Below are 12,295 nucleotides of genomic sequence, written 5' to 3'. Positions count from 1 at the left end.
GCGGCGGGAGAATTTCCGTCGCTTCGGAGGGAGGGGAAGTCAATGTCGGAGATCCATGTGAAAGAGGGCGAGTCCCTGGACAACGCGCTGAAGCGCTTTAAGCGCAGCTGCGCCAAGTCCGGAGTCCTGGCCGAAGTGCGTAAGCGTGAGTGCTATGAGAGCCCGAGCGTCAAGCGCCGTAAGAAGTCTGAGGCCGCCCGCAAGAACAAGAAAAAGTTCTATTAAAAGCGTCAAAAACCCCGTGTCCGGTTGGACACGGGGTTTTTTGCAGGCCGTCAGCCCATCCTCTGCGACTTCTTCTCCCCCAGCAGTTCCGGCAGAAGGTCGGACATGGTCTCGTGGGGCAGGAAGGCGGTGGTAATGCCCAGGCGGTGGGCGACGTGGAGTTTCTTGCCCACGCTGCCCGCGTCGTCGAAGAGGACGAAGTGGGCCTTCTCCCCTGCCATATAGGTGAAATAGTGGGCGCACAGCTCATCGGAAAAGAAAATGGTGGCCGCCTGTTCCTCCCGGCGGCGGGCCAATTCCTCCACCGTCAGCGGCGCGCCGGCCCCGCCGGGGGAGGGCAGGAGGAAATCCTCCGCCGACCGGTCCACCCAGAGGGCCACCCGGCCGGGGCCGAACCGGCCCTGGGCCTCCTCCAGCCTGCTTTGCAAGGAGCCGCCGGAGAGGGCCGTCGGGATGAGCACCTTGGCGGCGGGGGCGGCGGCCCCGTAGGGCTCGGAGACGAAGCACTCCATGCCCCGCTCCCCGCACAGCTCCCCCAGCTTCCCGGCGATCTCCCCCAGCAGCGGCAGGGGCCGCCCCTCAAAGCGGCACACCACCCCCGTGAACCGCCGGGCGGCGCACTCCCGCAGCACCTCGTTGCAGAAGGGCAGGCTCTCCCCCGCCCCGTCGAAGCGGGCGGCGTCCATCACCATCAGCCCGCCCCGGGGCGCCACCGGGGCGTTGGCCCGGAAGAGGTGGGGGCCTCCCCCCACCCGGTAGGCCAGATGGGCCAGGGGCAGCCCCCAGCCTCCGGCGGCGGTGAGCTGCCCCGGCTGGGCCGCAATAATCAATCGTTCCATCCATTCCATCGTTCCATTTCCCCCTTGTCCTGGCGACCTGGAAAGTGTTATAATCTGATTTAAAGTATGCAGGACAGGGGGAAAACAGAAGCCCCCGGCAAAAAGAGGTGATCCCTTGGCTTTTCCCCTGGTGCCGTCCTACGTGGCGGACAGCATTTTCGACCTGACCCCCGGCACCCTCCGGGCCAAAGGCATCCGGCTGGTGCTGGCCGACCTGGACAACACCCTGGTGTCCTATGAGGACGCCCTCCCCTCCCCCGCCGTCCGGCTGTGGAAGGAGGCTTTGGAGGGGGCGGGCATTGCCCTCTACGTGGTGTCCAACAGCCGCAAGAGCCGCCGGTGCCCCGATTTCTGCGCCGCCCTGGGCGTCCCCTGCGTCCGCCACGCGGGCAAGCCGGGGCGGGCGGGGTTCCGCCGGGCCCTCCGGGAGGCGGGGGTCAAGCCCCAGGAGGCCGTCATGGTGGGGGACCAGATCTTCACCGACGTGCTGGGGGCCAACCGGGCGGGGGTCGCCTCCATTTTGGTAAAACCCATCGCCATCGGGAAAAATCCCCTGCGGGCGGCCCGCTACGCCGCCGAGACCCCCTTCCGTCTGGCGGGGAAAAGAAAGGACACACTATGACGCGAGCGAAATTCGGCCCGGCGGGTAACGCCGACGCCTTTCCCTATAAATCCTCCGTGGACGCCCCCCGCTGGCTGGCCGGGCTCGGCCTGGACTGCTACGAGTACCAGTGCGGCAAGGGGGTCAACGTGGGCGAGGAGACCGCCCGGAAGCTGGGCGCCGCCGCCCGGGAGGCGGGCATTTCCCTCTCCCTCCACGCCCCCTATTTCATCAACCTGGCCAACCCCGACCCGGAGAGCCTGAAAAAGACCACCGGCTATATCCTGGCCGCCTGTCAGGCCGCCGACTGGATGGGGGCCGGCCGGGTGGTGGTCCACACCGGAGCGCTGATGAAGCGCACCCGGCGGGAGGCGCTGGACATCGCCAAGGCCTCCATGACGGAGGTCCTCAAGGCCTGGGAGGGCGAGGGGTATGCGCACATTGCCCTGTGCCCCGAGACCATGGGGAAGATCAACCAGCTGGGGGACCTGGACGAGGTGCTGGAGCTGTGCCAGCTGGACGGACGGCTCATCCCCACCGTGGACTTTGGGCACCTCTACGCCCGGGCCCTGGGGGACCCGGAGCCCTACGGCGTCATGCTGGACAAGATGGAGCGGGCCCTGGGCCGGGAGCGGGCCGGGGGGTTCCACAGCCACTTTTCCCAAATCGAGTTCACCCCCAACGGGGGCGAGAAGTGCCACCGGACCTTCGCCGACAACGGCGGCTTCGGGCCCGACCCGGCACCGCTGATGGCCGAGGTGGCCCGGCGGGGGTGGGCGCCCACCTTTATCTGTGAGAGCGCGGGGACGCAGACGGAGGACGCTTTGGCAATGAAGGGAATGTACCTTTCTTCCCTGGAGTGCCGTGCGTGAACGCACGGGGGAACGTAGGGGGCTATTCTTTCTGGAAAGAATAGCCCCCCACACCCCCCAAGAAAGCACCAGGGGGAGAGAGTTCCGACTCAACAGCTACGCTGCATTAGCTGGCCCTAAGCTCGTACCTCGCTAAGGGCCAACAAATCTCTCCCTCTGGGCCCCCTCTCTCAACGGCCAAAGGAGGGGGACTGCGGCCCCCTTGTTTGGATTCATCTCCCGGGGCTGTCCACAAGAATGTGGGATGACCCCGGCCCCTTACTCCGTAACGGGGCCGGGGTTCGGCAGGTCTTAGGCTTCCCCTGGGGGAAGCTGTCGAGCGAAGCGAGACTGATGAGGGGAACTTATCGTTTAGCAGGGCCTCTCCCATGTCCTCAGTTCCCCTCATCCGTCAGCCCTCCGGGCTGCCACCTTCCCCCAAGGGGAAGGCTAAGGACCAGGCGGTATCAAGAAGCTATCAGCGGCAGCGACGCAAGAGGGACCACGGGTCGTACAGACGCACCCGAGCTTATACCTCTTCTTCGAGCAGTAGACCTCCTACTGAAAAGGGAAACTGCGAGCAGGCTCGCACCAGAGACTTTTCTTTGGGGGTCTGGGGCGGCGTTTCTTTTCCTCGGGAAAAGAAATGTCCCCCAGTTACACGCACGTTTGACGTGCAATCACTCAAAGTTTGAGCAATTCCACTCCCAGCCGCACCCCACTGTGGAAAAACTGCCGGCATTTCAATTCCAGGTATTCCCCTTGAATATCCAGCCATTTTTCCACCAACTCATCCCCGGCAACGGCATCCAGCTTATTTCCCAGCTTCATTTGCACCTGTCGGATCTCCTCAAATTCCAGTGTCACGGGGTCTCTTTCCTCCCACAGAGAAAGGAACAATTCTTCTAAGCAGTCCAAACAATTCACCTCCCAGTTGAATTTTATTATATCACCTGTTAGGTGAATCGTCAAGGAGGATACCTATGTTTGACCAAGAAAAATTCTCCGCCCGGATCCGGGAACTGCGAAAAGCCCGCCGGGAATCCCAGCAAGTCCTGGCCGACGCCATCGGTGTCAGCGTCAACCAAATCAGCGAGATGGAGAAGGGGACGAAAATCACTTCCCTCCCCCGCCTCTGCCTGCTCTGCGATTACTTCGGCGTCTCCGCCGACTACCTCCTGGGCCGTACCGACCAGCCCTGACAATCAGAAAGGAAGTCATCACCATGAATCATCTCACCCAAATCGCCGCCAAGCTGTCCGAGTACCACATCGACGCCATGCTTGTCAACTCCGAGCCCGGCGAGTTCTACGCCGTGGGCCTGCGTGGGGAGGGCTTCGCCATCGTCGCCCCCTCCGCCTGCCGGTATATCACCGACTCCCGCTACACCGAGGCGGCCGAGGAGACCGTCACCGGCGCCGAGGTGCTCACCGTGGACAAGGGCCGCAACTACACCGTGCTCATCAACGAGTTTTTGGACGCCCACGGCGTCAAAAAGCTGGGCATCGAGGACAACTACATGTCCCTGTCCCAGTACAATTTCCTGAAAAAGGAGCTCCACGCCGAGCTGGTGTACGCCGGGGGGCTGGTCACCGGCCTGCGGGCGGCCAAGGACGAGGAGGAGTTCGCCCGGATGGTGAAGGCCCAGGAGATTACCGACAAGGCCTTTGCTGAAATCTGCAAATTCATCCAGCCCGGGGTCACCGAGCAGGAGATCGCCGCCAAGCTGGTGTACGACATGATGCGCTTCGGCGCCCACAAGACCTCCTTCGACCCCATCGTGGCCTCCGGCCCCAACGGCAGCCGCCCCCACGCCGTCCCCGGCCCCCGGAAGGTCCAGAAGGGCGAGTTCATCACCATGGACTTCGGCTGCATCTACGAGGGCTACTGCTCCGACATGACCCGCACCGTGGCCCTGGGAGAAATCGACGACGACAAGAAAAAGGTCTACGACACCGTGCTGAAGGCCCAGCTTGCGGGCATTGCCGCCTCCAAGGCCGGGGTGCCGGGCACCGAGATCCACGCCGCCGCCGCCAAGGTCATCGAGGACGCGGGCTACGGCCGGTTCTTCGGCCACGGCTACGGCCACAGCGTGGGCATCGAGATCCATGAGAGCCCCAACGCCAACACCCGGGACACCACCCCCATGCCCGTGGGGGCCATGGTCTCCGCCGAGCCGGGCATCTATATCCCCGGCCAGTTCGGCGTGCGCATCGAGGACGTGGTGCGCATGGAGGAGGGCGGCAACACCGATATCACCCACTCCCCCAAGGAGCTTATCATTCTGTAAGGAGGGGCCTTCTATGGTTCTCGAAGTCATTCAAAGAGAGGTGCCCACCCGGGGCATCGGCTACCTCATCCTCCGGGACTGCCCGGAGGACCGGCTGGGCGAGGCCCTGGGCAAGGGCATGGAAAAGCTGAAAAAGGCCGGGGCCAGACAGGTCTGGGCCACCTCCCTGCCCGAGGGGGAGCCCCTCCACCCCGGCCCCGTGGGGGTGTGGCGGCTGACCCACGTCCACGACATGGTGACCATGGAGCGGGCCCTGGGCCCCGACCTGCCCAAGCCCACCCAGAAGTTCGTGCTGAAGCCGGTGAAGAAGGCCCTGGAGGAGAAGACCTACCTGGACCTTGTGAACAAGGCCTACCGGGACGTGCCCAACGCCAAGACCCAGGGCCAGGGCGACCTGCGGCTGCCCAACTGCCGGTATACCCTGGCCTACCAGGGGGAGCAGCTCATCGGGGCGTACTGCCTGGATTTGAGCGAGAAGACCCCCCAGCTCACCACCCTGGCGGTGGACCCGGAGCTGCGCCGGCTGGGCCTGGGGCGGGCGCTGCTGCTCACCGCTCTGGAGTCTTTGGGGCCCAAGGCCGGGGCCTGCTCCCTGCTGGTCTCCACCGCCAACGCCGCCGCCATGGGGCTCTACGAGCAGACGGGCTTCGCCCAGACCGGCGTGGTGTCCAGCTGGTTCGAGGTGGTCTGAGCATGTTTCCCCGTGACTTTTTAACCCCCATCCCCGCCGCCCCCAAGGACGACTGGGAGAAGGTGCCCGCCCCGGCGGAGTGCGGGGAGCCTCTGGTGGACCCCACCGAGCTGTCCCCCCGGATCGCCTACAACGGGGCCTACCTCTCCCAAGGCCTGCCCGGGGCCATGGACCGGTGCCTCCTGCGCCGGGGGCTGGCCCATCGGCTGGTCCGGGCGGCGGAGCTGCTGCCGGAGGGCTGGTCCCTCCTCATTTTCGACGGCCTGCGGCCCCTGCGGGTCCAGAAGGCCCTCTACGACCAGTTCCGGGAGGTGGTGACCCGGGAGCGCCCCCAGGCCAGCCCCGCCGAGGTGGAGCTGATTTTGGACGACTTCGTGGCCCGGCCCGTGAAGCGGCCCAGCCGCCCCGCGCCCCACACCACCGGCGGAGCGGTGGACCTGACCCTGTGCAGGGACGGCGCGCCCCTGGAGATGGGCACCGGCTTCGACGACTTTACCGACCTGGCCCACACCGACTGGCTGGAGCGGGCCTGTCCCCCCGGATTGGAGGAGGCCCGGGACAACCGGCGGCTCCTCTACCACCTGATGGCAGAGGTGGGGCTGGTGAACTACCCCTGCGAGTGGTGGCATTACGCCTACGGCGAGCGGCAGTGGGCCGCGCGGACGGGCAAGGCGCCCTTCTACGGCTACTGCCCGGAGTGTGACGGATGAGGTGACATACATGAAATGTCCCTGGTGCGGCAGAGAGATGCGGAAGGGCCGGCTGGGCGAGGAGGCCTCCTATTGGCGGCCCGAGACGGGCCGCCAGGACGACTGTGTCCCCCTGCCCCGGGAGCGGCAGGGCCGGGCGGGGAGCGTGGGGTGGTACTGCCCCTTCTGTCTGCGGGTGGTGGCGGAGGCGGCCAAGCCAGCCCTCATCACCGCCTTCGGGGACTCCAACACCCGCTACTGGCTCTCCGCCACCCAGGAGCCGGGGCCGCCGGAGCAGGCCTGGCCCGCCCTGGTGGAAAAGGCCCTCCGGGCCGAGGGGCGGAGGGTCCGGGTGGTGAACGAGGGCTGGCCCGGCGGGGAGACTTCCTTCGCCAAGGCCCAGTTCGAGCGGCGGACGCTGGGGGCGGGCGGGGTCATCCTGGCCTTCGGCACCAACGACATCAAGCGGCCCGAGGCCACCGCAGAGGCATACCGGGCCGATTTGGAGGGCATCCTAAAGCGTAACGGCCACCGGCCCATGCTGGTGCTGTCCATCCTCTGGTTCGACCGGGGCTACGGCTTCCTTGGCTCCCAGGACCGGCTGGCGGTGTGGAACGGCATCGCCAGGGAGCTGTGCGAGGCCTACGGCGCCCCCTTCTGGGACACCGGCCCCTGGTTTGAGCGGCAGCTCCAGTATTACGGCGACTGCCCCGCCCACCACCTGAACGCCGCGGGGCAGGAGCGGATGGCCCAGGCGGTGCTGGAAGGGCTGCGGGCCCATCATTTTGTGTGAGGGAAATCATGAAGACACTCTTATTTATCGACGGCTGCGTCCGGGGCGGACAGTCCCGGACGCTGGCTTTGACGGAGCGGTTTTTGGACCGCTGGCAGGCGAAGAACCCGGATTGGGCGGTGGAGCGGCTGACCCTGGACGCCATGGGCCTGCGGCCCCGCACCGGGGCGGAAATCGAGCGGCTGGGGAAGCTGGAGCGGGAAAAGTCCTTTGACGGCCCGGACTTCGCCCTGGCCCGACAGTTCGCCGCCGCCGACAAGATTTTGCTGGCCGCCCCCTTCTGGGAGCTGTCCTTCCCGGCGGCGGTGAAGGTCTATCTGGAGCACGTCTCCGTGGTGGGCATCGCCTTCCGCTATGGGGCGGACGGGGAGACCATCGGCATGTGCAAAGCCGACAAGCTCCTCTTCGTCACCACCCGGGGCGGGAACTACGACGGCTCCGAATTCGAGTGCGGCTGGCGGCAAATTGTTGGGCTGTGCGGCATGTACGGCATCGGGGAGCCCCTGCTCCTCCGGGCCGAGGGGCTGGACGACGTGCGCAACGACGCCGGGGCCCTCCTGGCCCGGGCGGGAGAAGAGGCCGACGCCCTGGCCGAGACTTTTTAAAAGGAAAAAGAGCGGTGGAACGCGCTGCGTTCCACCGCTCTTCTGATGTTCGCTTACTTCGCGGCCTTCGCGGCCCGGATGGCCTCGATGAGCTCGGGCACCACCTGGAACAAATCGCCGGTGATGCCGTAGTCCGCCACCTCGAAGATGGGGGCGCCGGCGTTGGTGTTCACCGCCACGATGCACTCCGAGTCCTGCATCCCCGCCTTGTGCTGGATGGCCCCGGAGATGCCCAGGGCCACGTACACCTTGGGGTGGACGGTCTTGCCCGTCTGCCCCACCTGGTGGTCGGCGGAGAGCCAGCCGGAGTCGATGGCGGCCCGGGAGCCGCCCACCACGCCGCCCAGCTCGTCGGCCAGGGCCTGGGCCAGCTTCACGCCGCCCTCCACGTCCTTGGCGATGCCCCGGCCCACGGAGACCACGTAGTCGGCCCCAATCAGGTCCACCAGCTTTTTGGCGGCCTTCACGGTCTCGGTGACCCGGGTGTGGAGGTCGGCCTCGCTGAGGGAGAAGGCGGGCTTCACCACCTTCACCGCCTGGGCCTTGGCCAGGTCATAGGGGGCTTTCTTCATCACGCCGGGGCGGACGGTGGCCATGCAGGGGCGGAACCGGGGGCAGATGATGGAGGCCATCAGGTGGCCGCCGAAGGCGGGCCGGGTCATCTTGAGGTTGCGGTCGGCCATGTCCCACTCGGTGCCGTCCACGTCCAGGGTGGAGTTCTCCCGCAGGTAGGAGACGTACTTGGCCACGTCCACGTCCAGGTGGGTGCAGTCGGCGCACAGGCCGGTGTGGAGCCGGGCGGCGCAGCGGGGGCCCAGGTCACGGCCGATGTTGGTGGCGCCCAGCAGAAGTACCTCGGGCCTGCCCCCGGCCACCACGTCGCAGAGCACCTTGGCGTAGGCGTCGGTGGTGTAGTCCTTCAGGAGGGGGTGCTCGCACACCAGCACCTCGTCGGCCCCGTGGCCCCCCAGCTCGGCGGCCAGGGCCTCCACCTTTTCGCCCAGCAGGACGCCGCAGAGCTTCCCCCCCAGGTCGTCGGCCAGCTTGCGGCCCTCGGAAATCAGCTCCAGGGCGGTGGAGGACAGCTTGCCCTCCCGCTGCTCGCAGAAGACCCAGACATTCTTGAATTCGGCAATGGCCGTGCTATCGAAATTCGTCATGTTCCTCTCTCCTCCCTCAGATGTAGTGCTTCTCGGCCAGGGCGTCCGCCAGCTGGGCGCAGGCGTCCTTCCCGGAGCCGGCCAGCATGGTGCCCGCCCCCTTCTTGGGCGGGGTGAAGCTCTTGAAGATGTTGGTGGGGGAGCCCTTGAGGCCGATGGTGGCCGGGTCCACCAGCGCGTCGTCCTTGAGGGCCTCGTAATCAAAGACGGCCAGGGGCTTGGAATAGGCCTTGTAGATGCCGTTCACCGACATGTACCGGGGCTCGTTCAGCTCCTTGATGCAGGTCAGGAGGCAGGGGGCGTCCACCTCCACGGTCATGTAGCCGTCCTCCAGCATCCGCTTGCAGGAGAAGGTCTTGCCGTTTTTATGGATGTCGGCCACGTAGGTCACCTGGGGCAGGCCCAGCTTCTCGGCAATCTGGGGCCCCACCTGGGCGGTGTCGCCGTCGATGGCCTGACGGCCGCACAGGACCACGCCGTCCTCCCCCAGGCCGATGCGCTTGATGGCGGCGGCCAAAATCTGGGAGGTGGCGTAGGTGTCCGACCCGCCGAACTCCCGGGCGGACACCAGCACGGCGTCGTCCGCCCCCATGGCCAGCAGCTCCCGGAGCATCCCCTCGGCGGGGGGCGGGCCCATGGTGATGACGGTGACCGTGGCACCCGTCTCCTCCTTGAGCTTCAGGGCGGCCTCCACCGCGTTCAGGTCGTCAGGGTTGGTGATGGTCTGCATGGATGCCCGGTTCAGGGTGCCGTCGGGGTTGACGGCCACCTTCCCGGAGGTATCGGGGACCTGTTTGACACAGACGATGATTTTCATAAGTTCCTTCCTCCCTTACAGAATATTGCCGGAGATGACCACCCGCTGGATTTCGGAGGTCCCCTCGTAGATTTCGGTAATCTTGGCGTCCCGCATCATCCGCTCGATGGGGTAATCCCTGGTGTAGCCGTAGCCGCCGAACATCTGGAGGGCCTTGACGGTGGTCTTCATGGCCAGCTCCGAGCAGAAGAGCTTGGCGCAGGCGGCGTCCACGGTGAAGCGCTTCCCCGCCATCTTGGAGGCGGCGGCCTTGTAGGTCAAAAGCTGTCCCGCCTGGATACCCATGTACATATCGGCAAAGACGAACTGGGTATTCTGGAACTTGTCGATGGGCTTGCCGAACTGGACCCGGGTCTTGGTGAAGTCCATGGCCTCCGCCATGGCCCCCTGGGCGATGCCCAGGGCCTGGGCGGCGATGCCGATGCGGCCCCCGTCCAGGGTCTGCATGGCGATGGAGAAGCCCTTGCCCTCCCGGCCCAGCAGGTTTTCCTTGGGCACGATGCAGTCTGTGAAGACAATCTCCGCCGTGGGGGAGCCGTGGAGGCCCATCTTCTCCTCGTGCTTGCCCACGGAGAAGCCGGGGTAGGAGCTCTCCACGATGAAGGCGGAGATGCCCTTGGTACCCTTGGACTTGTCGGTCATGGCAAAGACCACGAACACGTCGGCCACGTAGCCGTTGGTGATGAAGATCTTGGAGCCGTTCAGCACCCAGTGGTCCCCCTCCAGCCGGGCCTCGGTCTGGCCCTTGGAGGCGTCGGAGCCGGCGTTGGGCTCGGTGAGGGCGAAGGCCCCCACATGGTGGCCGGTGGTGAGCATGGGCAGGTACTTCTTCTTCTGCTCCTCGGTGCCGTGCTGGAGGATGGGGCCGCAGCACAGGCCGTTGTGGGTGGCCACGATGTCGCCGGTGGAGGCGCACTGCTTGGACAGCTCCTCGATGGCGATGGCCCCGGCCAGGTCGTCGGCCCCGGCCCCGCCGTACGCCTCGGGGACGATCATGCCCATGACGCCCAGGTCGAAGAGCTTCTCGATGGTCTCCCGGGGATAAGTAGAGGTCTTGTCGGTCTCGGCGGCGATGGGCTTCACCTGGGTCTCGGTAAATTCCCGCATCATCTTGCGGACCAGCTCCTGCTCACGGGTCAATTCGAATTCCATTTGGTTCCCTCCTATTTATTCATCAGCGCTGGGCGAGCCCCATGGGCTCGTCTTGGAAAATACGGCTGTCCATCAGCTTCAGGTCCATGGCGATCTTGGGCATGAAGTCCATCTGGTCCAGGACCTGGGTCTGGAGGTCCACCCCGGGGGCGATTTCCGTGAGGGTGACCCCCTCCGGCCGCAGCTCGAAGACCGCCCGCTCGGTGATGTAGAGGACCGGCTGGCCCACCTTCACGGCGTATCTGCCGGAGAAGGTGATGTGCTCCACCGACTGCACGAACTTCTTCTTGCTCCCCTCCCGGGCGATGACCAGCCTGCCATTCTCGCACAGGGCCTCCAGGCCCTTGGCGGTGAAGGTTCCGCAGTAGCAGACCTTCTTGGCGTTCTGGGTGATGTCGATGAAGCCCCCGGCCCCGGCCAGCCGGGTGCCGAACTTGGAGACGTTCAGATCCCCGTTGGGGGCGGTCTCCGCCAGGCCCAGGAAGGCGATGTCCAGCCCGCCGCCCTGGTAGAAGTCGAACTGCACGTTGTGGGGCATGATGCACATGGCGTTGGCGGCGGCCCCGAACTGAGTGCCCCCCATGGGCACCCCGGCCACTGAGCCGGCCTCCACGGTGAGGGTCATGTAGTCCGAGATGCCCTCCTCGGCGCAGACGTTGGCAATCTTCTCGGGCACCCCGGTGCCCAGGTTCACCACCGCGTCCCGGGGCAGCTCCATGGCCGCCCGGCGGGCGATGACCTTCTTGGCGTCCAGGGGGATGGGCGGGATGGCGTCCACCGGGATGCGGTACTCGCCGGTGAGGGCGCCGTCGTAGGGCATCCCCAGGCATTGGTCGCTCTCCTCGGCGGTGCCCACCACGATGGAGTCCACGTAGATGCCGGGGATGGCCACCAGCTTGGGGTCCAGGGTGCCCCCCTGGACGATCTTCTCCACCTGGACGATGACCCTGCCCCCGGAGTTCTTGCAGGCCTGGGCCATGGCGGTGACGTCCAGGGGGCCGATCTCCCGGTGGACGGTGCAGTTGCCGTACTCGTCGGCGTAACTGGCCCGGAGGAACACCACGTCGATGGGGAAAGCCTTGTAGAGGAGCAGCTCCTCCCCCTCCACGTTGACCACCTTCACCAAATCCTCGGTGGTCACGTCGTTGAGCTTGCCGCCGCCGTTGCGGGGGTCGGCGAAGGTGTACAGCCCCACGGTGGTGAAGGTACCCAGGTTGTGGGCGGCGATGTCCCGGTACATGTGGGAGATGACCCCCTGGGGCAGGTTATAGGCCTCGATTTTCCCCGCCAGGGCCAGGTCCCCCAGCCGGGGCGCCCGGTCCCAGTGGCCGCCGATGACCCGCTTCACCATGCCCTCGTGGCCGTAGTGGTCACCGCCGGTGCCGTCCCGGTGGCCCTGGCCGGCGGCGAAGAAGAGGGTCAGGTCCCGGGGGTGCCCGGTCTCCAGAAACCGCTTCTCCAGCGCCTTGGACAGCCCCTCGGGGCAGGCGCAGCTGACGAAGCCGCCGGTGGAGATGGTGTCCCCGTCCTTCACGAGAAGGGCCGCCTCCTTGGCGGTGATGACGTTCGCTTTTCTCACGCC

General features: G+C 66.2%; 15 protein-coding genes. 9 read left to right on the top strand and 6 right to left on the bottom strand.

All coding sequences use genetic code 11. The features are described 5' to 3' along the window. The first annotated feature begins 42 nt into the window (after window positions 1-42). Window positions 43-225, top strand: coding sequence for a 30S ribosomal protein S21 (gene rpsU, locus AAEU42_RS12230; protein ID WP_342233847.1), 183 nt, complete (start codon window positions 43-45; stop codon window positions 223-225). Window positions 226-275: 50 nt separating this feature from the next. Here rpsU and AAEU42_RS12225 read toward each other — a convergent pair whose 3' ends face one another. Next, window positions 276-1,064 carry a glycoside hydrolase family 18 protein gene (locus tag AAEU42_RS12225; RefSeq protein WP_342233846.1) on the bottom strand — a complete coding sequence of 263 codons (789 nt, stop codon included), beginning with the start codon at window positions 1,062-1,064 and terminating at the stop codon, window positions 276-278. Window positions 1,065-1,179: 115 nt separating this feature from the next. Between AAEU42_RS12225 and AAEU42_RS12220 the strand changes: the two genes are divergently transcribed. Both AAEU42_RS12220 and AAEU42_RS12215 read left to right on the top strand, forming a co-directional pair. Beyond that, window positions 1,180-1,686, top strand: a complete 507-nt coding sequence (locus tag AAEU42_RS12220; RefSeq protein ID WP_342233845.1) for a YqeG family HAD IIIA-type phosphatase — start codon at window positions 1,180-1,182, stop codon at window positions 1,684-1,686. Then, a complete protein-coding gene (locus tag AAEU42_RS12215; protein ID WP_342233844.1) occupies window positions 1,683-2,537 on the top strand; it encodes a TIM barrel protein in 855 nt (284 codons plus the stop codon). The genes AAEU42_RS12220 and AAEU42_RS12215 overlap by 4 nt, the downstream gene beginning before the upstream one ends. 663 nt (window positions 2,538-3,200) lie before the next feature. Here AAEU42_RS12215 and AAEU42_RS12210 read toward each other — a convergent pair. Continuing rightward, a complete protein-coding gene (locus AAEU42_RS12210) occupies window positions 3,201-3,434 on the bottom strand; it encodes a hypothetical protein (protein ID WP_342233843.1) in 234 nt (77 codons plus the stop codon). Between the two features lie 65 nt (window positions 3,435-3,499). Here AAEU42_RS12210 and AAEU42_RS12205 point away from each other — a divergent pair, with 65 nt between their 5' ends. From AAEU42_RS12205 to AAEU42_RS12180, 6 genes are read left to right on the top strand one after another with little or no spacing between them, the layout of a single operon-like run. Then, window positions 3,500-3,718, top strand: a complete 219-nt coding sequence (locus AAEU42_RS12205) for a helix-turn-helix domain-containing protein (protein ID WP_342233842.1) — start codon at window positions 3,500-3,502, stop codon at window positions 3,716-3,718. 23 nt (window positions 3,719-3,741) lie between these two features. After that, window positions 3,742-4,806, top strand: a complete 1,065-nt coding sequence (locus tag AAEU42_RS12200) for a M24 family metallopeptidase (RefSeq protein ID WP_342233841.1) — start codon at window positions 3,742-3,744, stop codon at window positions 4,804-4,806. A 13-nt stretch (window positions 4,807-4,819) separates the two neighbouring features. Further along, complete coding sequence (locus tag AAEU42_RS12195; RefSeq protein WP_342233840.1) at window positions 4,820-5,497, top strand: GNAT family N-acetyltransferase; 678 nt, start codon at window positions 4,820-4,822, stop codon at window positions 5,495-5,497. 2 nt (window positions 5,498-5,499) lie between these two features. Continuing rightward, on the top strand, window positions 5,500-6,207 hold the full coding sequence (locus AAEU42_RS12190; protein WP_342233839.1) for a M15 family metallopeptidase: 708 nt from the start codon (window positions 5,500-5,502) through the stop codon (window positions 6,205-6,207). A gap of 10 nt (window positions 6,208-6,217) precedes the next feature. Further along, entirely contained in the window at window positions 6,218-6,979 is a 762-nt protein-coding gene (locus AAEU42_RS12185; RefSeq protein ID WP_342233838.1) for an SGNH/GDSL hydrolase family protein, read from the top strand. Between the two features lie 8 nt (window positions 6,980-6,987). After that, on the top strand, window positions 6,988-7,584 hold the full coding sequence (locus AAEU42_RS12180) for an NAD(P)H-dependent oxidoreductase (RefSeq protein ID WP_342233837.1): 597 nt from the start codon (window positions 6,988-6,990) through the stop codon (window positions 7,582-7,584). Between the two features lie 53 nt (window positions 7,585-7,637). Here AAEU42_RS12180 and acrA read toward each other — a convergent pair whose 3' ends face one another. From acrA to AAEU42_RS12160, 4 genes are read right to left on the bottom strand one after another with little or no spacing between them, the layout of a single operon-like run. After that, a complete protein-coding gene (acrA, locus tag AAEU42_RS12175) occupies window positions 7,638-8,744 on the bottom strand; it encodes an acryloyl-CoA reductase electron transfer subunit beta (protein ID WP_342233836.1) in 1,107 nt (368 codons plus the stop codon). A gap of 16 nt (window positions 8,745-8,760) precedes the next feature. Beyond that, window positions 8,761-9,561 carry an acryloyl-CoA reductase electron transfer subunit gamma gene (gene acrB, locus AAEU42_RS12170; protein ID WP_342233835.1) on the bottom strand — a complete coding sequence of 267 codons (801 nt, stop codon included), beginning with the start codon at window positions 9,559-9,561 and terminating at the stop codon, window positions 8,761-8,763. 15 nt (window positions 9,562-9,576) lie between these two features. Next, window positions 9,577-10,713 carry an acyl-CoA dehydrogenase gene (locus AAEU42_RS12165; RefSeq protein ID WP_342233834.1) on the bottom strand — a complete coding sequence of 379 codons (1,137 nt, stop codon included), beginning with the start codon at window positions 10,711-10,713 and terminating at the stop codon, window positions 9,577-9,579. Window positions 10,714-10,735: 22 nt separating this feature from the next. Next, a complete protein-coding gene (locus tag AAEU42_RS12160) occupies window positions 10,736-12,292 on the bottom strand; it encodes an acyl CoA:acetate/3-ketoacid CoA transferase (RefSeq protein ID WP_342233833.1) in 1,557 nt (518 codons plus the stop codon). Window positions 12,293-12,295: the final 3 nt, after the last annotated feature.

It is taken from the genome of Pseudoflavonifractor phocaeensis (assembly GCF_038439875.1).
Lineage (GTDB): Bacteria > Bacillota > Clostridia > Oscillospirales > Oscillospiraceae > Vermiculatibacterium.
This window is presented reverse-complemented; position numbering and strand designations above follow the sequence as displayed.